Annotated in this window: 17 protein-coding genes and 1 pseudogene; 13 read left to right on the top strand and 5 right to left on the bottom strand. The window is 66.8% G+C overall.

The annotated features are described in order from the left end of the window. Positions 1–96 precede the first annotated feature (96 nt). From HEB94_RS32630 to HEB94_RS53810, 4 genes are read left to right on the top strand one after another with little or no spacing between them, the layout of a single operon-like run. Entirely contained in the window at positions 97–1,626 is a 1,530-nt protein-coding gene (locus tag HEB94_RS32630; protein WP_192753415.1) for a DUF3375 family protein, read from the top strand. Then, positions 1,623–2,492, top strand: coding sequence for a DUF4194 domain-containing protein (locus tag HEB94_RS32625; RefSeq protein ID WP_192753414.1), 870 nt, complete (start codon positions 1,623–1,625; stop codon positions 2,490–2,492). The genes HEB94_RS32630 and HEB94_RS32625 overlap by 4 nt, the downstream gene beginning before the upstream one ends. After that, on the top strand, positions 2,489–6,031 hold the full coding sequence (locus HEB94_RS32620; protein ID WP_192753413.1) for an ATP-binding protein: 3,543 nt from the start codon (positions 2,489–2,491) through the stop codon (positions 6,029–6,031). Before HEB94_RS32625 ends, HEB94_RS32620 begins: the two co-directional genes overlap by 4 nt. Further along, a complete protein-coding gene (locus HEB94_RS53810) occupies positions 6,028–7,329 on the top strand; it encodes a Wadjet anti-phage system protein JetD domain-containing protein (RefSeq protein WP_192753412.1) in 1,302 nt (433 codons plus the stop codon). The genes HEB94_RS32620 and HEB94_RS53810 overlap by 4 nt, the downstream gene beginning before the upstream one ends. A gap of 397 nt (positions 7,330–7,726) precedes the next feature. Here the strand turns inward: HEB94_RS53810 and HEB94_RS32610 are convergent, their stop codons facing one another. From HEB94_RS32610 to dnaE, 3 genes are all read right to left on the bottom strand, one after another. After that, complete coding sequence (locus HEB94_RS32610) at positions 7,727–8,977, bottom strand: MFS transporter (protein ID WP_192753411.1); 1,251 nt, start codon at positions 8,975–8,977, stop codon at positions 7,727–7,729. A gap of 477 nt (positions 8,978–9,454) precedes the next feature. Continuing rightward, positions 9,455–9,850 (bottom strand): DUF6300 family protein, encoded by a 396-nt coding sequence (locus HEB94_RS51410; protein WP_238361700.1) that lies wholly within the window; start codon positions 9,848–9,850, stop codon positions 9,455–9,457. After that, a complete protein-coding gene (gene dnaE / locus HEB94_RS32600) occupies positions 9,847–13,416 on the bottom strand; it encodes a DNA polymerase III subunit alpha (RefSeq protein ID WP_192753409.1) in 3,570 nt (1,189 codons plus the stop codon). Before dnaE ends, HEB94_RS51410 begins: the two co-directional genes overlap by 4 nt. 350 nt (positions 13,417–13,766) lie before the next feature. Here dnaE and HEB94_RS32595 point away from each other — a divergent pair, with 350 nt between their 5' ends. Beyond that, positions 13,767–14,297, top strand: a complete 531-nt coding sequence (locus HEB94_RS32595) for a nucleotidyltransferase domain-containing protein (RefSeq protein ID WP_192753408.1) — start codon at positions 13,767–13,769, stop codon at positions 14,295–14,297. A gap of 106 nt (positions 14,298–14,403) precedes the next feature. Then, positions 14,404–15,717, top strand: coding sequence for a methyltransferase, FxLD system (fxlM, locus tag HEB94_RS32590; protein WP_192753407.1), 1,314 nt, complete (start codon positions 14,404–14,406; stop codon positions 15,715–15,717). Positions 15,718–16,477: 760 nt separating this feature from the next. Here the strand turns inward: fxlM and HEB94_RS32585 are convergent. Next, entirely contained in the window at positions 16,478–18,088 is a 1,611-nt protein-coding gene (locus HEB94_RS32585; protein WP_192753406.1) for a hypothetical protein, read from the bottom strand. Positions 18,089–18,120: 32 nt separating this feature from the next. On the opposite strand from HEB94_RS32585, the pseudogene HEB94_RS32580 reads away from it, so the two are divergent. The 4 genes and pseudogenes from HEB94_RS32580 to HEB94_RS32565 all read left to right on the top strand — a co-directional run. After that, a pseudogene (locus HEB94_RS32580) lies at positions 18,121–18,213 on the top strand (transcriptional regulator NrdR); the annotation flags it as partial. Between the two features lie 194 nt (positions 18,214–18,407). Further along, positions 18,408–19,835, top strand: a complete 1,428-nt coding sequence (locus HEB94_RS32575; protein WP_192757214.1) for a helix-turn-helix transcriptional regulator — start codon at positions 18,408–18,410, stop codon at positions 19,833–19,835. A 270-nt stretch (positions 19,836–20,105) separates the two neighbouring features. Then, the gene (locus HEB94_RS32570) at positions 20,106–20,309 is read left to right on the top strand and encodes a hypothetical protein (protein ID WP_192753405.1); all 204 of its coding nucleotides are present in this window, start codon (positions 20,106–20,108) and stop codon (positions 20,307–20,309) included. Between the two features lie 197 nt (positions 20,310–20,506). Next, positions 20,507–21,610 carry an NYN domain-containing protein gene (locus HEB94_RS32565; RefSeq protein WP_192753404.1) on the top strand — a complete coding sequence of 368 codons (1,104 nt, stop codon included), beginning with the start codon at positions 20,507–20,509 and terminating at the stop codon, positions 21,608–21,610. Between the two features lie 55 nt (positions 21,611–21,665). On the opposite strand, the gene HEB94_RS32560 is transcribed toward HEB94_RS32565, so the two are convergent. Continuing rightward, positions 21,666–22,253 (bottom strand): GNAT family N-acetyltransferase, encoded by a 588-nt coding sequence (locus HEB94_RS32560; RefSeq protein ID WP_192753403.1) that lies wholly within the window; start codon positions 22,251–22,253, stop codon positions 21,666–21,668. 250 nt (positions 22,254–22,503) lie between these two features. Between HEB94_RS32560 and HEB94_RS32555 the strand changes: the two genes are divergently transcribed. From HEB94_RS32555 to HEB94_RS32545, 3 genes are all read left to right on the top strand, one after another. Continuing rightward, the gene (locus HEB94_RS32555; RefSeq protein WP_238361699.1) at positions 22,504–23,400 is read left to right on the top strand and encodes a phosphotransferase family protein; all 897 of its coding nucleotides are present in this window, start codon (positions 22,504–22,506) and stop codon (positions 23,398–23,400) included. 304 nt (positions 23,401–23,704) lie between these two features. Further along, positions 23,705–24,280 carry a type IV toxin-antitoxin system AbiEi family antitoxin domain-containing protein gene (locus HEB94_RS32550; protein WP_192753402.1) on the top strand — a complete coding sequence of 192 codons (576 nt, stop codon included), beginning with the start codon at positions 23,705–23,707 and terminating at the stop codon, positions 24,278–24,280. After that, positions 24,277–25,152 (top strand): nucleotidyl transferase AbiEii/AbiGii toxin family protein, encoded by an 876-nt coding sequence (locus HEB94_RS32545; protein ID WP_202896686.1) that lies wholly within the window; start codon positions 24,277–24,279, stop codon positions 25,150–25,152. The genes HEB94_RS32550 and HEB94_RS32545 overlap by 4 nt, the downstream gene beginning before the upstream one ends. Positions 25,153–25,303: the final 151 nt, after the last annotated feature.

The raw sequence follows: 25,303 nt of genomic DNA, 5'->3' as shown, positions 1-25,303 counted from the left end.
GGTCCACAGCTGCGCCACCAGGCTGTGATCGCCTGGAACGGCAGCGAATGTCGGAGGTGCCCTTTACCGTGGCCCGAGCAAAGGAGGTACGGGGGCATGGCAGATGTTGCGTCGGAGTACCGGCGTGTGCAGACCGCGTACGCTCAGCCCACCTTGCGGCTCATCACGCGGCCGACCTCGGTCGCGGTCGTCACCATCTTCCGGTTGATGTTCTCGACCGAGAAGCCGACCGTGCCGACCGCCCGGATGCACGACCAGGTCGACGTGCTCCTCGCGGACATGCGCCGGGACGGGCTGGCGAACGTCCCAACCGGCAACGGCCGGGACGCGTGCTTGCGGTGGATGAGCGACGGGTGGCTGCTGCGCATCCCCGACGACGACGGCGAGGAGGTCTACTCCCTGTCCTCCGCGGCCCTGGACGGCCTGCGGACGGTGGATCGCCTCACGAAGGACCGGTCCATCTCGCTGTCCAGCCACCTGATCGCAGGTCTGGTGCGGCACCTGCGCGACTTCGCGGCCACGGTCTCGCCAGACGTGACCGAGTACGTGACGAACCTGCAGGCCGAGAAGGCCCGCATCCAGGCCGAGATCGACCGCGTCCTCGACGGCGGCGAACTCGTCGAGGCAAGCGACGACGACATCGTGCAAGGGGTCGCCGAGCTCCAGCGGTACCTCAACGAGCTCCCCGGCGACTTCACCCGGGTCGTGGAGTCGTACCGCGAGTTCGAACGAGACACCATCGCCCTGTTCCGCGCCGAGTCGGTCGCCTCCGGTGAGGCGGTGCGCCTCTACCTCGAGTACGTCCAACAGCTCTCCACGGCGTCCGCTGCCGGCCGCGGGTTCGAGGGCGCGCTACAACTGCTGCGGGACCCGGCGATGCTCGACCAGGTCAACCGGTACATCACGGACTTGCTCGAGTCGCCGCGCGCGACAGCCCTGCTGTTCGCCGAGGAGCGTGCCCAGGTCCGGAACTCGGTCATGCTCATCCGCGACGGCCTCAAGCGGGTCCTTGAGCAGCGGTCGAAGGTCTCCCGCACCCTGCACGACTACATCTCCTCCCATGACGTCCAACGTGATCACGAGCTCGCCGCGACCCTGCGGATGCTCGAAGGTGAGCTCGCGACCTGGATGGAAACCGCCGGGCCGCGCGCCAAGGCGCCGATGCAGCTGCTGCCCGGCAAACCTGACATCGAGCACCTGCAGACGAAAATGTACGACCCTGCCGACGACGAGCCGCCGCTGCCGCTCGCCGAGCTGGACACGCCCGCGACCCTTGGCGGGCTGAGCCTGGCCGAACTGCGTGCGCGCGGCGGCCCGTCGCACGCGTCGCTGCGCGAGCAGCTCGCGGCTAGGTTCGGCGCCGAGGGCGGGGTCGACTCCCTCGCGAAGCTGTTCCACGCGCTTCCGGACGATCTGCGTCGGCCGGTCGAGATCCTTGGGGTGCTGCCGCTCGCGCGTCGCAACGGGCTGGAGCCGACCGGCAGGACCGAGGTGTACGAGACCGTCCGCTCCGACGGGTCACGCCGACTGCTCAACGTGCCCCACTACGCCCACCCCGGCGCTGACACGAGCGTCGAACCAGAAGCATCTGGCCCGGTTGGGCCGAGTCAGGAGAACCCCCAATGAGCGACAGCGCGCTCGACGACTACACCACAGACCGCGACTCATACCTTGCCGCGGAGCCTGACGGAGACCTCGACTTTCGCGGCGTCAGCGGCCCCGGCGACGCCGAGGACACTGACGAGTTCGGCGACGCTCTTGGAATCGCGCCCGACACGTTCGCGCTGTGGAACGGCGACCAGGGCAGCCTCGACCCCAAGCAGCGCGACACCCTGGTCGCCCTACTGAAGAAGTCGTTCATCTCCTCCGACGACAAGGTCGCGTGGCGCACCCTGATGCGCGACCCCGGCCCCATCGTCACCAGCCTGAACAACCTGTACTTCATCCTCGTCGTCGACGAACGCGCCGAGGTCGCGTACGCGACGCCGGCCCGCAACGCCGACAACCCGTTCAAGACGCTGGTCCGCGACGCGCCGAACAACCGAGAAGAGACACTGCTGCTCATCTACCTGCGCGAGCGGCACCGGGCCGAGACCGCGTCCGGCCAGCCGGTCGTCTACGCCGAGGTGAAGGCGATGCTCGACTACGTCGAACGGTTCCGCCCGGCGTCCGCTACCGACATCTCCGGCAACGAGAAGCGCGTCCACAGCGCGATCGCAGGCCTTGTCACCGCCGGCCTGCTGGTCAAGACCTCCGACACGGACCGGTACCGGGTCCACCGCGCGATCGAGGCGCTGCTGCCGCTGAACACCCTGAACCAGCTCGTCGAAGCCTTCCACGCCCACAACTCCGGCCAGCACCAAGCCAACGGCGAGGAAGACGGGCCTGACACCCCCGATAGCCCCGATGAGGCGCCAGCCGCCCAGGGGCACGACGAGCTCCACAGGGTCACCGACAGCAGCGAGCTCGATGAGGACGGCGAGGTCGCATGACGACCATCCAGGACAACCTGTTCGACCGCGCGACGGTCGCTGACCTCGTCACAAGTGGCGCGGGCCGTGTGGGTGACGCCGCCGACCCGGCCGCGACCCAATGGAAGATGGAGTCGCTCCAGGTCATCAACTGGGGCGGGTTCGAAGGTCACCACACGCTGCCATTCCACCCCGACGCCACCATGCTGTCCGGAGGGTCTGGCACCGGAAAGTCGACCCTCCTGGACGCGTATACCGCGCTGATGATGCCGTCCTCGGTCGCGTTCAACGGCGCCTCCAACGACGCTGGCACCGGCCGCGCTCGCAACGAGGCCGGCGGCCAGCGGACCCTGCTGACGTACCTGCGCGGCAAGCAGGGCGTCAACGACGATACCGGCGGCGCATCAAGCGATAACCTGCTGCGCGGCAAGGGACGAGCGACGTGGGGGGCGGTCGCCGGCACGTTCGTCGACACCCGCGGCCACGCGTTCTCCGCCCTGCGACTGTACTTCGTCCCCGCGACCGCCACCCATTCCAACGACATCAGCCAGCGGATGGCGACCCTCGCCGACCGGCTCACGCTCAGCGCCCTGGATCCTGCGATGGCCACCCACATCGTGGGCAAGCCGCTAGCCGCGGCCATCAAGGCGACATGGCCCGAGGCGAAGGTCACCAAGGAATACAGCGAGTTCTCCAACACCCTGTACCGCAAGCTCGCCATCGGCGCGAACGGCGACGGCCTCAACGCCCTCGACCTCCTCGCCCGCATCCAGGCCGGCCGCTCGTTCAACAGCGTCAACGGTCTCTACCGCCAGCTCGTCCTTGACACCCCGTCGACCTTCAAGGACGCCGATATGGCACTGGAGCACTTCGACACCATCGCCGGCGACCTCGCCCGCATGGAGGAAGCCGAACGCAAGCACACCACCCTGCGGCACCTCCCCGAGGTCCACGGCCGGCTGACCGCCGCGCGGGCTCGGATCCGTGACCTCGACCAGTTCGGCCTGACGCGGCCCGGGTTCACGAAGCTGACCGCGTGGTCGCTGCGTCTGGAGTGCGACCTCATCGACACAGCGGCCGACCACGCCCGCGATCGACACCGGGCCGCAGCCGGGGACGCACAGACCGCCATCGACGCCACCGAGGCCCTGTGGGACGAGCTCGACGCCGCCCGCGAGGACTTCCGCAACTCCGGCGGAAACGAGCTGTCCGGTCTCGCGGACCGTCTCGCCAACTACTCCGGGCAACTGGAGCAGACTCGCGGCCGCCGCGACCAGTTCGCGGCACTGGCTGCCGAGGTGTCGACGGCGTTCAACAGCCGCGGCGACTTCGACAGCATCCAGCAGGCCGCCCGCGCGTTCGCGAAGGGCTCCGACGGCTGGAACGAGACGTACCAGGAAGAGCGGTACGAGGAGCGGAACAAGTTGACCGAGCACAGCAAGCGGAAGAAGGAGCTCGAGAACGATCTGCGCACCCTGGTCGACTCCGGCACCCGCATCCGCGGCCCGCTCGTTACGCTGCGCGAGGCCGTCGCCAAGCGTCTCGGGATGGCCGTCACCGAGCTGCCGTACGTCGCCGAGCTCATCGACATCCGACCCGGTGAGGAACGGTGGCGGACCGCTGTCGAAACCGTCCTCGGCGGCGACGCCCGCCGCATCGTCATCCCCGCCCACCGCCGCCGCGAGGTCGCCCGCGCGCTCAACGACCTGAACCTCGGCGGGCGGGTCAACCTCATCGACGGCACCGCCGACGTGCCGCACCGGTTCCCACTCGACGGCGCCACCGGGGCCGACCAGGCCGGGCGCATCCTGGGCAAGCTCGTCTTCGCCGACCACCCGTACGCCGGGTGGCTCCAGGCCCACCTAGCCGACGGGTCACTGAACGCGCTGTGCGTCAACCACCCCGACGAGCTGGACGCCGGCGGGTTCCGGGTCACCGCAACCGGCCAGACCCGCCACGGCATCCGGTCCGCGGTCGGGCGCGCGCACCGCGAGAACACCATCGGGTTCTCCAACGAGGACGACATTGACGCCATCCAGCTCGAGCTCAACGACCTCGAACGCGAACTCTCCGGCGTGATGGACCGGATCCGAGACCTCGACACGGCCGCGAGCCAGCACCAGAAGCGCGCGACCACGTACGCCGCGATCGGCACCTATCAGTGGGAGCAGCTCGACGTCGCCACCCTCGAGGAACGCATCGACGGCCTGAAGAAGCGGCAGGAGGAGCTGCTCGGCAGCGACAACCGCCTCCAAGGGCTGCAGAAGCAGATCAACGACCTCAAGGAGCTCCACCGGCTCGCACAGCTCAAGGACGCCGGCCTGCACAACGTCGCCAAACGCGCCGAAGGAGTGTGGCAGAAGCTCGTCGAACGCAAGGACGAGACCTCGCGCATCCTAGATCCGCACGAGGGCGACGAGACGCTCGCGCTGACCGACGAGCAGGAGACCTACCTATCCGGCGTGTACGCCCAGGTGACCGCAGACGCGACCGACGAGGACCCAGTCACGCAGGCGAACCGGTTCACCGAACGTCTCGGCGCCGTGAAGCGGGTCCTGTCCGATCAGCAGCGTGCGGCGAACCTCGAGGTCAGCCGGTGTGAGGATTCGCTGCTCGACACGTTCGAGCTGTACCGGGCGAACTGGTTCGACGCGAACCTCGGCGACACCCTCGACTCGTACCCCGACTACCTGCGCATCCTCCAAGATCTCGAGGCGTCCGGGCTGTACCAGAACCGGGCCGAGTGGCAGCGGGCCGTCGCGCAGTGGGCCGGTGAGGACCTCCTGCCGCTCGCGCAGTCGATGTCGAGCGAGATCGAGGCCATCAAGGCGCGCATCGTGCCCATCAACGACATCCTCCAAGGGCTCGAGTTCGGCGCCCGCAAGGGCCGACTGAAGCTGAAGATCGACGACGTCAACACCGAGACCGTCCGCCAGTTCCGCATTCGGCTTCGGAAGATGGCCACGCTGGCGACGAAGTCGATGACGTTCGACCAGATGCGCGAGGTGTTCGCCGACCTGACCGACTTCATGGCGCTGCTGCGGGGCCCGAAGGATCCGAAGTTCTCCTCGGAGAAGTCGAGCCGGGACAAGCTTCTGGACGTGCGCCAGCACGTCGAGGTGTACGCGGTCGAGTACCCGGTCGGGTCCGACACGTGGGCCGCCCAGGAGCTCCGTCAGCTCGGGTCCGCATCCGGTGGCGAGTCCCAGGAGCTGATTGCGTTCATCATCGGGTCCGCGCTCCGCTTCCGCCTCGGTGACGAGCTGCGCGACCAGCCTCGGTTCGCTCCGGTGTTCCTCGACGAGGGGTTCGTGAAGGCCGACAGCCAGTTCGCCGGCCGAGCCGTATCCGCGTGGCGGGGTCTGAAGTTCCAGATCATCGTTGGCGCACCCGAGGACAAGTTCACCGGCCTGGAGCGGCACATGGACTCGTTCGTGGTCATCCAGAAGGACGAGGCGACCGGGTACGCGTTCATCGACCACATCACCGACCGGCAGCCCAAGCCTGACAGCTCCGAGAACAGCTCCGATTACGCCCTTGACGGCGGGGTGCGCGTGTGAGCGTGCGGGGCGTTCCGGACATCGTCGCGAAGGTCCGCGCTCGGGTCGAGAACACTTGGGCCACGACCGTCGCAGCCGAACAGCACCCACCTCCCCGCGACCCGGCCAGCGACCCAGCCAGTGACCCGGAGGAAGCGGCGTCGGCGGCCGGTCCTGCGTGGCCGCACCGGTTCCCGGTCGGGCGGTCGGCCTCAGCCGACCTGGGCGCCGACTTCGGCGCCTACGTCCGACAGCTCGGGGAGTGGCGCGACTGGGCAGCAGTGCACGACGTCGTCCTCGTCTACGCCACCCGGATGGTCGCCGGCACCCGACAGCAGGTCGTCTCCCACGTCGTCGTTCCCGACCTCAACACCGCCGTCCGTATCGCCGGCGACCCATGGACCGACCTCATCGCCACTGCCCGGACCCGCGCCGCCGTCCTCCACCGGCAGTTCCCCGACCAGCAGAACCTTCCGCGCGCCATCCGCGGCGCCGCCAAGCTCAGCGATGTTGACTTCGACGTCCTCCTCCGGGTCTGCGGCTACTTCCTCCTGCGGGTCGAGCTCGCGCACCAGGTTGACGGCGCCGGCGCGCCGCCGGCACCGCCGGCACCGCTGACGCCGCGACAGGTGCCGATCGAAGGTGTCCACGCCAAATGGCTCGACTCCCACCAAGGCCTCGTGCGGACCGTCACCGGCCTCGACAACCTCGGCCTCCTGCCGCCGCACCCGGCACGGTTCCACTTCACCTACCTCGACCCCGACCACCTGGCCCACGGCGGACGACGCCACGACTCCTACAACGTCGGCGACGCAGCCCTGCCGGCGTACGAGCCGCGGGTGGTTCTCATCAGCGAGAACAAGGACACCGCCATCGGATTCCCGGCCGTCCCCGGCGGCATCGCCATCGAAGGCGAGGGCCGTGGCGCGGCCACGATCGCGTCCGCACCGTGGGTCCGCGCGGCGTCCCTGGTCGTGTACTGGGGCGACCTGGACCAAGACGGACTCGAAATCCTCAACGAGTTCCGCGCGGCGGGCCTGCCCGTGCGCTCCATGCTGATGGACGTCGAGACCTACGAGCGGTACCAGCGGTACGGCACCCGCCTCGACAAGAACGGGAAGCCGGTGAAGGTGCACTCGGCCCGCGACGTCCCCCACCTACAGGCGGACGAGGTCGCTCTCTACGAGCTCCTCTCCCGCGGGTCCGCGCCGGTACCCCGCGTCGAGCAGGAGCGAATCCCACTCGACGTCCCAGCCACACGGCTTCAGGCGCTCATCGACACAGCCGCCGACGCAGGCGCGCAGGCTCTCGTTCTCTGAACGCCCCGCCGCAAACCTGTCGCGACGACTTCCGCTACGCGGCATGTGCATGGGCACGTAGGGCCGACCCACAACCGGCCGTGATGTCGACGTCGGCCTCTACGATGCCGACCGGCATGACGCGCAGACACCCATCTCAGCTCGGGCGAAAGCTGGCCCGGACGGTACCCGGAGCGACGACGACGAGGCGGCACTCCTCAAGCTCACCGCGTAGACCTCCGTACCCCGTATGACGCGCCGTAGCTCGGGCCTCGGGCAGCCAGGTCGCCGGATCATCTCCATAATGCCAGCGCCGCGTGCCCCGGGAACCACCTGACCTCGGCCTAAGAGACCTCACTCATGGCCGGGCACGGCCGGCCATGAGTGGTTAGCCTGGTGTGCTCCGGGCACGGCGTCGTTAGCGCAGCGGATCGATTGTGTGCAGTTCTGTGGTCTTCGGTGTTGAACGAAGTGGTCGGCTGAATGTGGCGATCGTGGCTGCAACGCCCATGACTGCGGCGAACACGAGAGTGGTTGGAACTCGGCCTACCGCCTCCAGAAGCACACCGGCGAACGACGAACCAATTGGGATCATGACAACTCGTCCAAAGCTGGCAGCGGCTTCTGACCGTCCCAGCATCGTCGGCGGGGTGACGTGCACTTGGTACGCCGACATGGCTGTGTTCGACGGACCAACAACCAGATAGCCCAGCGCGACGAAGAGGCCCAACCACCAGATCGAAGCGTGAAGCGTCAGGAATAGTTGGAAGCCGGCGAGCAGCCAAAATACGCTGCGCACGATGGCGCCCACCGTGGCACGACGTAGCACTGCTGACGCCAACAGCGAGCCGGCGATGCCTGCGAGCCCGTAGCTGGCCTGCAGTAGCCCCAGCTGTGATGGCGGGGTCCCCCCCTGTTGCAGGGCAAGCAGAACTGTCGTTGCCGCTCCCGTGAACGCGATATTGGACACCATCGTGGACACGACGAGATCCCGTACCGGTCGCGCACGACGTAGCCAGCCAACGCCCTCGACCACGTCGCGGGCGAGGCTCTGGCTCCTCGGTCTTTGCGGCGCCGGCAGTGGTCGGCGGACCATTGCGGTGCACACAGCCGCGATGGCGAAAGTCAGCGCGTCGATCAGAAACGGAAGGGTTCGACCGATCCCGTAGAGCAACGCGGCAGCAGGCGGGCCGATCAGGCTCGCAATGGCGCCCCTGCCTTGGTTCGCGGCCATCGCCGTACCCATCTGGACCGGAGGAACGACCTCCTTCAACGCCGCGATCTCGGCCGGGTTGTAGAAGCACGTCAACGCCCCGCCCAAGCCGGCGACCACGATCAAGTGCGGGAAGGTGACCGACCACATTGCGGCCGCCACAGGAATGCTCACAAGTACGACCGCTCCGCCGGTTGCGGTCACGATCATGACCTTCTTGCGGTCAACCCGATCCACGATGGCGCCGGCCGGCAGCATCATGGCCGCCAGGCCGACGCCGTAGACCGCGCTCACCACCCCGGCCAGAGCAGCCGATTCCGTGATCGCGTAGGCCAGCATCGCAAGGGCCAGGGTGGTCATGCTCGACCCAACCAAGGAACCTGCCTGCCCCAGCATCAGCAGCAGGAAATCCCGATTACGACCGAGCGGTTGCGGCGGTGCCTCCGCATACGCCATGAAGCCTCCGCCAATCACCCGGACCACAAACGGCCGATCGTAAAGCACCCACAGGCAACAGAACGAAACCGGAAACCGGCAAGATCGAGTAGCCGAACGCCGCACACACGATCTCCGCAACTGCAACTCACAGGGTTGCGATCTTGGAACTGTCCACATAATCGAGGTCGACCTGCTGCGAATGAGGACTCGGGAGGGCATGGCCGTCGCGCGGGCAAAGGGCAGACTGCGCGGCAAACAGCCCAAGCTGTCGGCCAAGCAGCAGACCGAATCGCGGCGGATAACTCGACCTGACCATCACCCACGCACCTGAGTCGGTCGATCTTCACCACCTCGGCGAAACCCGCCTCCACAACTAGCAGTCACCCAGCGCCATCGAGGCCTGCCGCAAGGACTTGACGGGACATATTGGGCTGCCGGGTATAACCCCATCCGTCGACGATCTACTTGCACGAGATCCGGTGGGGTGTGACCGACTCATCTCCCACTGGGTGGGGTCAGCTCTGGAGGGTCGTCGAAGTCACCTGCTTCCCAGGCAGCGAGGTCGGTCTCGAACGCTTTCGGATCGAAGGTAGGAGCCCTGAGTTGAGCCGCCCAGGCACGGGCGAGCCTGCTGAAGTCGTCGGCGTTGTCGATCGTGACCTGTCCGTGGACGAGGAAGAAGGTGATGATCGGTCCAGCCACGGGATCATCGGCGTCACAGCTTTGGCAGAGCACTACGGGTAGGTGCCCAGGGACCTGGCGGCCGGAGGCGTTCGTCGCTCCATGGGGCACCGACGTTGATAGCAGTCCCTCCCGAGCGCAGCGTGGACAGCGCTTGGTCGTACCGACCTCTAGTCGCGGCAGCTTGTGCTGGTCCCGGTCGTTGCTCATACCTTGAGGGCGGCGGGTCCAAGTAGTGCCTTCATGTCAGCCATGAAGGCGCTGTCTGCGTTGACTGTCCAGCCTGGCAACGCGAGAACCAGCGTGCTGCCTCTGTTTTGTTGCATGTGGATCCGGACCGGGTTGGTGCCTTCGTGGGTCAGGAATATCTCTTTGAGGTCGGCCACCAGGGCAGGGGTGATCTGAACGGACCGCAGGGTCACGATGACGGGAGCTCCGGCCGAGTTCTCGACGGAGGAGATGTCCAGGGAGGCCAGCTCCTGCCCGAAGATGCTCAGGGCCCCGTCACGCTCGTTGATCCTGCCTTTGACCGAGATCACCGAGTCTTCCATCAGCTCGGCGCCCACGAGCATGTAGGAGGAGGGGAAGAACAGCACGTCGATACTCGCGTCGAGGTCTTCGAGGGTGACGATCGCCCAAGGGTCGCCTCTCTTGTTGATGCGACGGTCGACCTTGCTGATCATCCCGGCAAGGCGTATTTCGCCTTCTGTGCGCTCGCTTTCCAGGAGCTCGATCACGCCGAGGTCCCGGTTTCGTTCCAGGATCCGCTCCGCACCATCGAGGGGGTGGGCGGAGACGTACAGGCCGAGCATGTCGCGTTCGTTGGCCAGTTTGTACTTGCGTGGCCACTCCTCGATCGATTCGTCGAGCTCGACTCCGAACTGGGAGACGGGAGGTGCCGAGGTGTCGTTCTCGTCGAAGGCCGCGAACAGGTCGAACTGGCCGACCTGCTCCGCACGCTTCACATCGACCACCGCGTCGACGGCGTGTTCGTGGCAGGCCGCGAGCGCCGCTCGCCTGTGCCCGAGTGAGTCGAAGGCACCTGCCTTGATCAGCGACTCGATGACCCGCTTGTTGCAGACCGTGGCCTCCACCTTGGCCAGGAAGTCGGCGAAGGAGGTGAACTTGCCCTTGGCTTCACGGGACGCCACAAGGGACTCGATCACGTTGGCCCCGACGTTTCGGACGGCCTTCAGACCGAACCGCACGTCGTTTCCGATCGCGGTGAAGTCGGCGACCGACTCGTTGATGTCCGGTGGCAGTACCTTGATCCCGAGCCGGCGGGCGTCGGCCAGGTAGACGGCCATCTTGTCCTTGTCGTCATCGACTGAGGTCAGCAAGGCGGCCATGTACTCGGCGGGGTAGTTGGCCTTCAGGTAGGCGGTCCAGTAGGCGACGTGTCCGTAGCCTGCGGTGTGGGACTTGTTGAACGCGTACCCGGAGAACGGGAGCATGACGTCCCACAACGCCTGGGTGGCCTCGTCGGAGTAGCTGTTCTCGCGCATCCCGGCCTGGAACTCGGCGAAGGACTCCTCGAGGATCTCCTTCTTCTTCTTGCCCATCGCTTTCCGCAGGATGTCCGCGCGGCCGAGAGAGTAGCCGGCGAGCGCGCGGGCGATGGCCATGATCTGCTCTTGGTACACCAACAGGTGGAATGTGGTGCCCAGGATCGGGTCGAGGGCCTCTTCCAGCTCGGGGTGAATGGGGCTGATCTGCTGGCGGCCGGTCTTGCGTTCGGCGTAGTTGATGTGGGCGTTCGCGGCCATCGGGCCGGGCCGGTACAGCGCCAGGACTGCGGCGATGTCCTCGAACCGGCTCGGCTCCATCAGTTTGAGGAGGTTCCGCATCGCGGTGCCGTCGAGCTGGAACACGCCGAGGGTGTCCCCGCGGCTGAGGAGCTTGTAGGTTGCCTCGTCGTCCAGGGCGATCGTCTCGGTTGACAGCTCGACGCCACGGTTGGCTTTGATGACCTTGATGGCGTGGTCGATGATGCCGAGGTTCCGCAGTCCCAGGAAGTCCATCTTGATCAGCCCCATGGCCTCACAAGAGGGGTAGTCGAACCCGGTGATGATCACGCCGTCCTTGTCGCGGCGATGCAGCGGGATCAGGTCCAACAGTGGTACGGAGGAGAGGATGATGGCGGCGGCATGCACGCCGGTGCCACGGATCAGGCCCTCGATCCCGCGAGCGGTGTCGATGACCTTGTGGACATCCGGGTCGGTCTCGTACAGCTTCCGGATCTCGCCGGCCTCGTTGTAGCGCGGATGCGCGGAGTCGAACATCCCCGAGATCGGGACGCCCTTGCCGCCCACGTCCGGTGGCATGGCCTTGGTGATCCGGTCGCCGACGGCGAAGGGGTACCCGAGGATCCGGGAGGCGTCCTTGACCGCGGCCTTGGCCTTGATCGTGCCGAACGTGTTGACCTGCGCGGTGTACTCGGCGCCGTACTTGTCGGTGACGTAGCGGACCATCTGGTCCCGCTGCCGGTCGTCGAAGTCCAGGTCGACATCCGGTGGGCTGATCCGTTCGGGGTTCAGGAACCGCTCGAACAGCAGCCCGTGCTCGAGCGGGCAGAGCTCGGTGATCCTGGTGGCGTAGGCGACGATCGAACCGGTCGCCGAACCCCGGCCCGGACCGACCGGGATGCCGTTCTCGCGGGCGTAGCGGCAGATGTCGGCGACAACGAGGAAGTAGGAGTCGAACCCCATGGGGCTGATGACGCTGAACTCCTTCTCCACCCGCTCCAGCACCTCCTGGCTCGGGTTGTCGCCGTAGCGCAGCTGGATGCCCCGCTCGACCTCCTTCCGCAGCATCGAGGTCTGGGTCTCGCCCTCGGAAACGTCGAACTGCGGCATCCGGTCGACGTAGGCGAACACCTCGCTGTAGTCACCGATCCGCTCGGCGATCGCCAGCGTGTTGTCGCAGGCCTGTGGAAGTTCGGAGAACATCTCCCGCATCTGCTCGGCGGTCTTGATGTAGTAGCCCGACCCGTTGAACCGGAACCGGTTCGGGTCGTCCTTGTTCTTCCCGACCCCGACACACAGCAGCGAGTCGTGCGCGTCGGACTGGTCCTCGGTCACGTAGTGGGAGTCGTTGGTGGCCAGCAGCGGGATCTGGAGTTCCTTGGCGATCTGCAGCAGGTCCGCGCGGACGTCCCTCTCGATGCCCAGCCCGTGGTCCATCAGCTCGAGGAAGTAGTTGTCCTTGCCGAAGATGTCCTGGTACGCCGACGCAGCCTTGATCGCCTCGTCGTACTGACCGAGCCGGAGCCTCGTCTGCACCTCACCGGACGGGCAGCCGGTGGTGGCGATGATCCCCTTCGCGTACTGCTCGATCAGCTCGCGGTCCATCCGGGGCTTGCTGTAGTAGCCCTCCATCGAGGCCATCGACGACAGTTTGAACAGGTTCCGCAGGCCGTCGGCGTCGACCGCCCACATGGTCATGTGGGTGAACCGGCCCCCGCCTGAAACGTCCTTGCCGCCCTCCCCGCCATCGTCCAGGGCGCGCCCCTGACCGCTGTTGGCCCAGAACACCGGCTTCTTGTGGAACCGGGACTCCGGCGCCACGTACGCCTCGATCCCGATGATCGGTTTCACGCCGGTCTTCGTCGCGGTCTGGAAGAACTCGTAAGCACCGAACATGTTTCCGTGGTCACTCATCGCGACCGCCGGCATGCCCTGACGTTCGACCTCCGCGAACAGCTTGCTGTTCTTCGCGGCACCATCCAGCATCGAAAACTCGGTGTGCACATGCAGATGGACGAACGAATCAGGCACTGTTCGATGCCTCCCCGGCGAGGTAGGAGATGCTCGGAAGGGCACCACCGTAGTCCCTCACAAGACCGGTCAGACGATGGACACGGGGCCTTTCCTGGTTGGTGAGACAGTGCACATCCGACTCGCCAGGCAGGCTGTGCTGGCCCCGGCCCTCTGACCTGGGGAGAGAGGCATCGAGGAGCACCAGACCACACGCGCACGGCCCGAAACCGGCACGCAGCGGCTGGGTGCGCTGACAGCCCGGAGGCCTCAAGACTTTCCGCCGAACCGAGGCCCGGGGGTGTGGATCCTCCCGGCTTCCGCCCGGCGGACCCATGGACAGTTCCAGCTCCGTCATACCCTGGTCTGCCGTGTGCGTAGACAACGATCTTCCCTTCGTTCGACGTGTCGTCGCCGACCTGGAAGGCGCAGGTGTCCTCACCTGGCTATTCGGTGGTTGGGCAGAGGAGCTCGTCGGGTTGTGCTTGCCCCGACACCACCATGACGTCGACCTTCTGTATCCGGCGCAGGACTTCGGAGTGGTCGATGCGTTCCTGGCGCACGGCACCGTGGACGAGATCACCGCCAAGCGGTTCCCTCACAAGCGGGCGTTCGAGACCGATCGGATCATGGTCGAGCTGTTCCTGGTACAGAGCGCCGAGAGCGGGTACTACACCGACTTCTGGGGCGCCACCCGCCACGACTGGCCCGCCAATGTGCTAGGCGTCCAAGCCGGCGGGCTGCGCGTAGCCAGTGCGATGGCGCTGGTGGACTACCGCGCCAAACAGACGAACTACCAACCGTCCATAGACGGCCGGCCGGCGACAGCGGAGCAGTGGCTCCAGCATCAGGGCGGATCAACGCAGGGAAACCACAGCACTGATGGCCGCAGCCGTGCGTAGACCATGCTCCGGGAGACCTCTTCGCACACGATCCGGTGGAGCTGCGTCGGGGGACCGCACAGAACCCGCGCTGACACGTCGATGGGTACTGGCACACTGAGCGCCCATGAACGCCACCGCGACGGGAGTCGCCGACCCGACACACGGTCCGCGCGAGGGGATGATCGAAGCGCTGCGCCGCTACGAAGTCATCCGCTCCGACGCGGTCGAAGCCGCCATGCGCGCGGTGCCGCGGCACCTGTTCGTACCCGAGGTACCGGCCGACCAGGCCTACGCCAACGTCCCCGTCATCACGAAACGCCATCCCGACGGGGAACCGCTCAGCTCCGCCTCCGAGCCCGGCATCATCGCCACGCTTCTCGAGCAACTCGACGTCGCGCCCGGTCAGCGCGTGCTGGAGATCGGCACCGGCATCGGCTACAACGCCGCCGTCCTGTCACATCTGGTCGGCCCCGACGGCGAGGTCACGACGATCGAGTACGACGCCGAGATCGCCGAGCGCGCACGGGAGACGCTCGCCACCACCGGTCACGACAACGTCCGGGTGGTCCACGGCGACGGCGCACTCGGCCACACCCAGCGGGCGCCGTATGACCGGGTGATCGTCAGCACCGGCGCCTGGGACGTGCCGCCGGCGTGGCTGGACCAGCTCACCCCGAAAGGACGGCTGGTGGTGCCGCTCCGGCTCCCGGCCTGGAGCCAGTCGGTCGCCTTCGAACGCGCCGAGGACTGCTGGGCGAGCCTGTCCAGACGCACCTGCGGTTTCATCCCGATGGACGGTCCCGCCGGCAACCCCGCCCGCAACATCCCGCTCGTCGACGATGAAGGTGTCCTCGCCGACGGTGACGTCGTCCTGCGGATCGACGACGACCGGAAGGTCGACGCCGCCGCCCTGGCCCACGCGTTCACCCGGCCCCGGCAGGAGGTCTGGACCGGAGTGATGATGGACAACCTGGAGCCACAAGCCTACGACCACATGCTGCTACGGCTCGCGACCAGCCTGGACGGTGCCTGCAAGCTCAACGTCAGCGGCGACGTGTTCGACCGCCGGCTCGTCGTCACCGTGTTCCGCTGGGGCGGCCTCGCGGTCTGCGAGGAAGACAGCCTCGCCTACGTCACGAGCCGACGGACCGGCGACCTCATCGACGGCACCGAGCGCTCGTGGTTCGAGCTGGGCGTGTTCGCCCACGGCCCCCAGGCCGCGGACCTCGCAGATCGAGTAGCCGGGCAGATCCGGGATTGGAACCACAACCACCGGGCGAACAGCGAGCCGCGGATCGAGATCCACCCCATCGGCACCCCGGACGCCCGGCTGCGTGACGCCTACGTCGTCGACAAGCGCCACACCCGAGTCGCCGTCAGCTGGGTCGACGCCGCCCCGACGAGGCCCGTGCACTCGAGCTCGGCTCAGGGCAGTTGACGAACGCAACCCGGGCCGCGACGGCCCTGGCGCGAGGTCGACGCCGCCGGTGACCGGCTGCACGACGAGGGCAAGCTGGAGTCGGTGGCGACCGGCCGCAGACCTCCGACCGGGGCCATTCCCAGGGTGGCGGCGCCGCAGGAGAGGGTGACCCTGGCGGATGTGCCGGTGGGATGCTCGACCGTCGACGGCTGACGGCTCCCGGTTGGGCGCCGTGCCCCGGACAGGGGCGCCCAGCGCCTCTCGTGCCCTGGCGGTGATGCGGTCCACATCGCCGCGCTCGGCTTCCGGCAGCGGGGCGCCGGCAGTGACGGGACCGCTGCGGCGCTGACACCGGCGGTCGTAGGACGAAGCGCTGGGACAGTGCGGGACGCGGCGGAGCTGGGCGCCCGAGGTCACCGCCACCAGGCGGAGACCGGTCGGGCCCCGTCGCTTTCTGGGTGCTACTCGGCGCCGTTCCGGTGATAGAAGCCCCCGATGAAGGCGAGGACGGCGAGGAACACCTCCACCGCGGCGCCCGGTCCGTGCAGCCACAGGGCGACCCCTGCGGCCGCCGTGGCCAAGGCGATACCAGCTACCGGATCCGGCGGCACCGGCGGCTTAGACGATGGAAGGGGAGATGGCTGGTTGTCGTCGGAGGGACGAGGGTGGTCCATTGTGGGCTCTCCTCAGGAGCGGACGGTGTTGCTACACCCCGATCCTGCGCCGATTTTCAGCGAGAAGAGAGCCGCTCTAACGGTGGGTGTCACATGGCCCGATGTCAGCCTCGACGCCCGTAGCGGTCAAACGCTTGATCCCAGGCCGCCTCCATCGACTGCTCCAGCACCAATTGGCTGTTTCTGTACGCCCAGTCGGCTAGGAAATCTAGGAGGGCGGGCCGGGTTCCTGCGGAAAGCTCGTCGACCACCGACCTCCCTGGCCACGGCCACATCGCCCTGGTAATCCTGAACCTGACGCCGGCCTCCTTGGCAAGTCGCCCGAACCGACGAGCATCGCCTTTCGCGCGTTCAAGCCCCGGGCGGAGGTGACGCTCGTGTTCGGTGAGCTTGTCGATGATCTCGTCCATCGTTCGCAGGGTTGCCGTGCGGGCCTGAGCCCGCGCCTCCCGTTGCTCCTCGGCGGTGATCAAGCCGAAGTCGAAGGCCTTGTCGACAGGAAGATGCAGTCTGTGGTGGGAGACGGAGTCTTCATCCCCGTCGTTCCAGTTGATGAGTACGGCTTCGATGAAGCCGACGATCTGGTCAGACCGCAGTTTGCGTGCGGGACTGATGATCGGCTCGATATCAGGTACCGGTTCCCACCCGTGCCGCCCCTGCCGCGCGGTCAGAGGCCAGACCGCCTGTTTGTTGTTGTAGGGGAAGGTCAGTACTCGACCCTCCGCCGCCCATGTCGCGTACGGCTGTGGTGTCGGCATGGTTGGGAAAGTAAGGGCGCGCCAGGCGCCGGGAACTTGGACCGACCACTCGGGTGGCGATACCACCCGCTCAACGGAGCCCCCCGGGTCACCTTTGACCAACCATTCCTCGAGGTCCTGCACCGCGACCCTGCGTTCGGCTCGCCACACCGCCGTCCCGCCACGTCCGGTCCAGTCGTAGCTGGTCGTTGTCCTCAGGTACTGGGCACGCTCCGGTCCGGGCTTGCGCAGGCGCTGGCGCAGCGCGTGCCACTCGGCCTGTTGTTCGTAGAGCATCTGCTCGTTTGCCTCGGCGTTGGCGCCCGTGAGCTTGTGGCGGGCGATGTTGGTCGCTACCTGGAAGCGAACTGGGGAGTGCCAGGCCACCTCATCGTCCAGTGCTTCGGCTACCAGTAGCGCGTGGCGGCTGAATCTGGGTGCCTCGGGCGTCAACCGCCTGCCGTACCAGTCCTCTGCACCCTGGTAGACGAGGTGTTCAGGGGTGGTGATGGTCGCGGCCACCGCCAGCTGCCACAGCCCGAGCGCCGAGCTGTGCCGAAGCACTGGGAGTAGACCCTCCAGGAACTCGTCGGTGAAGTCTTCTTCCATGGCAATCGCGGTCATCACCGCATCGGTCAGCAGCCGGGCTGGGTAGTCGTGGTGTGCGCGTTGTCGCTGTCCCGGCAGCTTCAGCGAAACGGCGCGGGCCCGCAGCATCTGGCCGGGGGCTAGCCGCAGTCGCAATGGCTTGTCTGTTCGCTGATCGCCTCGCCAACGTGGCGGCCGCGGATAGCGCAGCACCGTAGAGATGTGGGTGAGCCGGTCATCGGCCTCCCAGCGTTCCTGCCGCTCGATGTGCGCGTTCAGCAGCTGACGGACTGTTTCGTCCCGTGAGGCCCCCCGCCGGGCCGCAACTGTCGCCAAAGCGTCGAAGGCACATGGCGGGATCCGGACATTGGTCTCTTCATAACCGGACACGGTTGATCACGGGGGAACGCTACGGCGGTGCGCCATCCCGCGAGGTCGGATTCGCCATCTTGGGGCCGTTGCGCGGGCTCGACGAGGTGGCCTACATGCGGTTCGCCAGCGTCTACCGCGGCTTCGCGAGAAGCCTCGCCGCGAGTCCACCCGCTCATGAGAGTCAGCAGTACGCACCAGAGTTCGCAACGCCGTGTGCGTGGCGGCGCGACACGCAGCGGGTTCGGCGTGTCTTCCCGGACTACTGGAACGAGTCGCTGTATAACTATCTGCAGTACCGATGTAGCAATAGGCAACACATCGAACGAGGGAGCTGGCAGTGGCGCTGTACCAGTATCGTGCGGTCGCTAACGGACTTGGCACCGATCATCCCATCCCGGATCTGCCGTTCGTTGACGACTCGCACATCCCGCTGGACGACCCGGCCGCCATCGAAGCGGTCAGTCGCAAGAAGGCGGATGACATGTGGGGTCGTAAAGATGTCTTGCGCGAGGAGAAGGGGTGGGTGGCCTTCACCACTGATCCTCAGCGGCGCGACCTGGCCTGGTGTGTGCGCTGGCATCGCGAGCATGGCCGGTCGGTCGTCTTGTACAAGAACGAGGACGTCTCGGGCATCCACACAGTTCTGGCCTGGGAGACCCGTGGTGAGGCGCAACTGTTCCGCGCCGGTGGTTACTGCTGGGACGGAACGAGGTGGTACCGGCCCTCCCAGGTTTGGGACGCCGCAAGAGAGGAGTACGTTCGCCGGCCGGTGCCCGCCGCGGTTACCGTCAGCGTTGCGGACCTGCTCGTCGATGGCGGCGACCCCGCGCGAGGACGGGTCCTGGAAGTTGGAGAGGTCGAAGGCGACGAGTCCACGCCCGAGCGGTGGCTCGACGAGTTGGCGCTGTGGGCGAAGCGCCGCCCGGGTGATCGGCCACTGCCGCAGTGCGTCGTGACACTTGCGGCGCCTGAGTTGACGGGTGATCAACTCGTCGGCGTGCCTAGCATGGCCGAGATCGCTGGCATCGCTGCATCCACCCTGCGCGCCTACATCTCCCGTGGGGAGGAGGAAGTACCGCTTCCGCAGGCCACCGTTGCTGGACGCAGTGTGTGGTCTCGTCCAGTCGTCCAGGAGTGGGTCGAACAGCGGCAGCGGTCCCCGGAGGCCGTCATCGCGGCTGTCACGGGAACACAGGACCACTCCGCGCAGCCCCCGGGGGTCGCTGAGTTGTGGGACAACCTCGCTCGAAGCTTCCACTATTCGCTCTGGGAGCGGCCCCAAGTTCGCAAGCGCTGGGCCCTACGGTGGCGCAAAAGGGATGCCGTTCGTGACGTCGCCGAGAACCTTGCTTGGAATGTAGCGGCGAGCCTGGACACGATCGTTCCGACTCGGGCCGTGGCCGACACCATCAAGGTCGCCGTGCTCAACGACTTTGCCAGCCAGCGCGAGAGCCTCACGGAATTTCCCGGCAGCTACGTAGACATCCAGAAACCTGTAGCCGAAATGTTCGACTGGCTGGTGCGTCACCACCCAGTGACTGCGACGGCGACGTTCAACGAGATCGTCGGGTGGGCCGAACGAAACCTCGAAATTCCTTCCGAAGTCAGCGTGCACTCACTGAGCGAAGCGCTAAAAGACTACGGCAAGCTCGACCGTAAGGCTCGCGAGGATTTCGTTGACCGCTCCGCTCCACCTGCCCGCAACGGACAGCCGGGTCGAGCTAGCCGTGAGACACGTGTTGCGAAGCACAGTCTCGACGGATGAGGCCGTCCCGGTCTGCGGGTCAGCAGGCCGACCGCGGCTGATCCGCCGATTCAACCACCCTCCTGCCGCTCAACCGCGTCGCGCCAGGCGACCTGTGCAGGCGCCTGGACGCTGCATCCTGCCGCGTCCAGATTTGGGGGTGCCCCGTACTAGCGTCGCTGGTGGCCCCGCCTGGGCAAACAGGCGAGGCCACCAGATTGAACTCCGTAGTTGTCATCACGACCGGCCTGCGAAGCCATCACCGCGTTCACAACCGAAGGAGCCCCGCTCTTGAACCTACTTGACCCCGATAGTCTCCCCGACCACCGACAACCGAAGAAGGGTGCTCCCAACCCTCTGGCCGGACTGGCTCTCGCCACCTCGCTCGCCGTGCTGGTCTTGTGGCTGGACGGCCCAGCTAGCGCGGTGCAGACCTTCCTTGGCGTTCTCGCCTTCCTCGAGGCTGTGTACCGGGCCCGCCGAGAGCAACGCTGATCGGACCTGTTGGGCGAGCCGGTGTGCCCAGGCACCGGCTCGCCGACGAGCTTCGCCCTAGTCCTTGCCAGTGTGGGCTGTGACCAGTGGACTGACGTGCTCGACGGTCGGGCCAGGGGCCAGTTGTCGGTAGCGTTGTCGCTCCGACCGGGCCAGCCGGCGGGCTCGTGCCAGCGATGATCGGGAGGGTTCCGGCCATGGATAGATGCGCTGTGCTGGTCGACGCCGGCTACCTGCTCGGTGCTGCCGCGGCACTGCTCGATGATGACGCGGATCGCGCCGCACTCTCCGTTGACTACCCCGCCCTGATCGGCACGCTCATCGAGGAGGCTGAGAAGCAGACTTCGCTGCCGATCTTGCGAGTCCTCTGGTACGACGGCGCGATCAAGGGCCGGCCCACCCCCGAACATCAGGCTCTGGGTCTGCTGCCGAACGTGAAGGTCCGCCTGGGCGAGACGGTGTGGCGGCACGGCCGGCTCGAACAGAAGGGGGTGGACTCCTTCTTACAGCGCGACCTGGCGACTCTGGCCCGCAATCGTGCGGTCTGCGACGTCGTCCTCATTGGGGGTGATGAGGACCTACGGCGCGGGCTGGAGGAAGCGCAGGACTTCGGTGTACGGGTGCACCTGTGGGCTGTCGAGGCGGCGAGGGTGGAGTACAACCAGAGTCAGGCTCTCATCGCAGAGGCGGACCGTCGATGGGTCCTTCCGGCCAAACTGATCGCTAGATTCGTCCAGCTCAAATCTCCCGGCGCTCTCGCGAGTCCCTCAGCGGTGCCCTCCACCTCCTCACCACTTCACCCCGAGCCTGCCGTCGTGGTACGGCCGGCGGGCAGTCCGGCCGACTTGGCGAAGTTGTCCAGCGCCACCAGCAGCGTGCCCTTCGGCCCATCGGAGCGGCCAGCCTCCCGCAGGCGGGTGGTCGCTGTCATACCGAAGCTCGAGGAGCTCAGCACCCCGGCGCAGGCGGACGAAGACAGGGAAGCCGACGCCGCCGACCCTCCTTCTGACGCCACACAGGTCGGACGAAGGTTCGGCGACCGCTGGGCTAGCCGAGCCAGCCGTGACCACCTCGACGCGTTACTGCGTAGCGAGTCCGTACCGAACGGCATCCCGAACTACCTGGACGGTGAACTACTCCGCTACGCCGAAGGCCTTGGCGTACCCACCCGGGACGACGAGGGATCCAAGATCGCGATCAGGCAGGGTTTCTGGTCAGCATTAAGACGCGCCGCGGCGTATCCGGTGGGGGCCCTCCAGCATGGGGGAGAGGACGAGCAGGTCCGGCCGGCGGCTGAGTAGATCCCGGAGCTGACCTGCGTCGATGCTCTTCCGTGTCGGCTGGGGTGTTTGACCGCTAAAGCTCTTTGCTCATGATGTACCCGGCGACCGTGCCGGGCGCGACGGCCTCGATCTGGCCCTTGAAGGTGAAGTCGACGGTGTCGACCTGGACCCACAGCTGTGGGCTGCCCTGGAACTCGGTCTGGGAGACCTCGTGATCGCGCAAGGGGCCGGTCAGCAGCTCCTGGACGATCGACTGCGGGCTCTCGACTTCGGATCGGAACTGAACGAGCAGCTGTGGCACGTAGCCACATCGGAGGTAGAAGTCGACGGCGTCGTCGACGGCGCCGAGGCCGACGCTGTGTGCTCCGCGCTGTCGCAACGTGTCTTCCGCCTCGCCGAGGAGCTGGCGAGCGATTCCGTGGCCACGGTAGGCAGGATCCACACCGACGGCGGTGACCGTTCCAGCGCCGTCGGAGCCGACCGCACCGACCACGCACCCTTCGTCGAGAGCAATGGCCAAGAGCGCCGGATCGGCACCGTAGGCCTCGATGTTGCGGTCTCGAGTGGCGTTCCATCCTTCGTGCGCGCCAAAGATCCGATCGAGAACGTCGATCGCGACCATCACTTCCTCTACCGAGCTTGCTCGACGGACCTCGATCACGATCTTGAGGCTAGGCCGACTCTCTCAGCGGCGCCCCTCGATTTTCGACCCTCGATCCTCAGGCGAGGGCCATTCGGTCGCCTGACCATGCGCTGTACTGGACCTCTCTTACCCGCGCTTTGTGCCCCACTGCGTCCAGCAGGGTTGGGACGCTCGATTGGTTGGTTCATTGGCTGACACGCCGTGTGATGGTTGTCGGCGCGTGCTGGTAGGACCTGCCCTCGTAGACGCTTCTCTGGAGGAGAGCAGCATGGGTTCTGGGGACTCGGTAGGCCAGGCGAGCAGGTTCGTACCCGAACGACTGGTGGCCGAGATCAACGCCCGCACCCGCGCCGGCCTGGAACTTGTCGGTATGGCCGAGCATGGCGACTCTGGAGGGGCCTACGTGCGATGGCCGGACGGCAGAGATGCCGTCGTCACCCGCAGCCACGCGCCACTCGACCAGCTTCGTACCAACGCCGACATCCTCCGTCTCGCGAGATCCCGCGGCCTGCCCGTGCCGCGCCATGATCTGCTCGTCGAGGTCGGCGACGGTGCCGTCGCGGTCGTCCAGGAACGCCTCCCGGGCAGCCCGGCCGTCGACGTCGACGTCACCACGATCGACGCGATGGTCGCCGTGAACGAACGCTTCGCCCACCTGCTCGCCGAGCGCCCAGACATCCCCGTACCACCGCTGCACCTACGCACGAGCGGGCCCGCGTTCTATCGCCACCAAACACTCGAGCAGCACAGCGACCGCAGCCGCCGGCTCCTGCGCCGGATCCGCGAGATCGGCGCCGCAGAACCGCACGAGATGACAGGCGATGACCTCATCCACAACGACTACCGGCCAGAGAACATCCTGGTCGACCACCAAGGCCAGATCACCGGTGTCGTCGACTGGCACGTCGCACGCGGCGACCGGCACTTCACCCTCGTCGGCCTCCTCTTCGCCCTCACCTGGTGCACCATCGACCCCCGCTGGTCAGGCGTCCAGCAAGCCGCCATCGACAAACTGGACGACGTCCTCACCGAGACCCTGGAGCCCAGTCGGCTACGGCTCTATTGGGCACACTGGACGCTGCGCCAACTCGACCTGACCATCACCCACGCACCCGAGTCGGTCGATCTCCACCTCCACCTCGGCGAGAGCCGCCTCCACAACTAGTAGTCAGCAGCGCCATCGAGGCCCGCCGCAAGGACTTGACGGGACCGATTGGGCTGCGAGGCATAACCCCATCCGTCGACGACCTACGTGGGCGACCTCATGGGCCACCCCGCCACCGGCGAGAAGGTAAGCCACCGAGGATGCAGATCAGCCGTTTCGCCGACAACAAGCTGGTGGAGCGGTACTGAGCGACGAGCTCGGCCTCCTCTGAGGTGGAGGGCTCACTTGGGTGTGCGTCGCCATCAAGGCGACGGTACCAGGCTAAATTCTGTATGAACCGTACCGTTCTTGGTACGGTTCATGCATGCCACAGGCCCGGTCGAGGCGCAGCTATCGTGAGGTGCTCCACGAGATCGCCCTCGGTGAGTACGGCTTGGTCTCTACCCGCGATGCGGCCGATGAAGGGATTCCCATCGTCGAGCTGCGCAAGCTCGCTGCCCGCGGGGCGCTTGAGCGGGTCGGCTACGGCGTGTACCGGGACCCGACGGTTCCGCCGAGTGATCTCGACCAGTACGCGCTCGCTGTCCGGCTCGTCGGTGATGACGCCTATCTCATGGGTGAGTCGGTCTTGGCTCGCCATAACCTCGCGCTGGTGAACCCGTCCCGGATCACGGTCGGCACCCCGCATCGGGTGTCGAAAACCTTGCCGCCGGTTGTCCACGCGATCCGCCGGAACCTGCCGGATGGGGTGCTCACCGTGGAGGATGGCATCGCGCAGACGACCGTCGCCCAGGCGATCATCGACTGCATGGACACGGTCATGAGCGACCGGCTGCGGGACGCGATCGGTGCGGCGGGCCGGGCCGGGCTGCTGACACGGCTCGAGCAGGGCGCTTTGCGTGCGCGTTTTGCCCGCCGGGACGCCAAGATGCACGGGTGACCGACTCAACCCCTGCCCAGTCGAAGCAGTCCGCGCTGACCTTGAAGCGGCCCGAGCCGCCCAGGAACCTGACCTCCCTGAAGGCGAGGTTCCGCGACCTCGCATCCAGCGAACTGGCGGTGACCCGGTTGGAGCGGGCGGTCGCCAACGTGGCGCTCGCGCAGCTGCTGCCCGCGGGAGCGGTCAAGGGCGGCACTGCGCTGAAGCTTCGCCTCGGGCACTCCAGATCCCGGTTCACCCCGGACTTGGACGTGGCGCGTCGAGCAACGATGGATGAGTTCCTGGTCGAGTACGGCGCCGCACTCGCGAAGGGCTGGGCCGGGTTCACGGGCAAACTCGTGCCGGTCAGACCGGCGAAACCGGTCGGCGTGCCGCCCGAGTACGTCATCCAGCCCTACGACATCAAGGTCTCCTACCAGGGACGGTCGTGGCTGACGGTTCGGCTCGAGGTTGGGCACGACGAGATCGGGGACACCGACCACCCGGAGATGCATCTCGCGCAGGACCTGGCTGAGGTATTCGCCCAGCTCGGGCTGTCCGATCCGGCCCCGATCCCGGTCCTGCCGGTGGATCACCAGATCGCGCAGAAGCTGCATGCATGCTCCGCCCCGGGCAACGAACGAGCCCACGATCTGGTCGACCTCCAGCTCCTACTCACCGAGCAGGTGGACCTGGCCGCCGTCCGCGTCACGTGCAAGCGGCTGTTCGCATCGCGGCGCGCGCACGCGTGGCCGCCGGTTGTCACCGCCGGGCCGACGTGGGCGACGGTCTACGCCAACGCCGCTGACGGGATCGACTGCGCCCTCACTGTGGAAGAGGCTGTCGAGTGGACCAACGGCCTGATCCAGCGGATCGCGGCGGCGAGGGAATGATCGAACCAGTCCACATAGGAGGCGTGTTCGTCCGAGCTGCGTGAGGCGGATAGCCACAGCGGATGTCGTCAGTGGCTTGGGGGAGGAGCGCTTCCTTGAAGGCAACCTCAGATGGACGGGACCGGTCCTAGCCACGGGCGTTCGGTGATAT

Source organism: Actinopolymorpha pittospori (assembly GCF_014873875.1).
Taxonomy (GTDB): Bacteria; Actinomycetota; Actinomycetes; order Propionibacteriales; family Actinopolymorphaceae; genus Actinopolymorpha; species Actinopolymorpha pittospori.
Note: the sequence above shows the minus strand (reverse complement) of the source record. Positions and strands in the feature narration are given on the sequence as shown.

Excerpts from the sequence above, each read along its gene's own strand:
- HEB94_RS32630 (WP_192753415.1), top strand. The coding sequence starts at position 97 with ATGGCAGATGTTGCGTCGGAGTACCGGCGTGTGCAGACCGCGTACGCT.
- HEB94_RS32625 (WP_192753414.1), top strand. The coding sequence starts at position 1,623 with ATGAGCGACAGCGCGCTCGACGACTACACCACAGACCGCGACTCATAC.
- HEB94_RS32620 (WP_192753413.1), top strand. The coding sequence starts at position 2,489 with ATGACGACCATCCAGGACAACCTGTTCGACCGCGCGACGGTCGCTGAC.
- HEB94_RS32610 (WP_192753411.1), bottom strand. The coding sequence starts at position 8,977 with ATGGCGTATGCGGAGGCACCGCCGCAACCGCTCGGTCGTAATCGGGAT.
- HEB94_RS51410 (WP_238361700.1), bottom strand. The coding sequence starts at position 9,850 with ATGAGCAACGACCGGGACCAGCACAAGCTGCCGCGACTAGAGGTCGGT.
- fxlM (WP_192753407.1), top strand. The coding sequence starts at position 14,404 with ATGAACGCCACCGCGACGGGAGTCGCCGACCCGACACACGGTCCGCGC.
- HEB94_RS32565 (WP_192753404.1), top strand. The coding sequence starts at position 20,507 with ATGGATAGATGCGCTGTGCTGGTCGACGCCGGCTACCTGCTCGGTGCT.
- HEB94_RS32555 (WP_238361699.1), top strand. The coding sequence starts at position 22,504 with ATGGGTTCTGGGGACTCGGTAGGCCAGGCGAGCAGGTTCGTACCCGAA.
- HEB94_RS32550 (WP_192753402.1), top strand. The coding sequence starts at position 23,705 with ATGCCACAGGCCCGGTCGAGGCGCAGCTATCGTGAGGTGCTCCACGAG.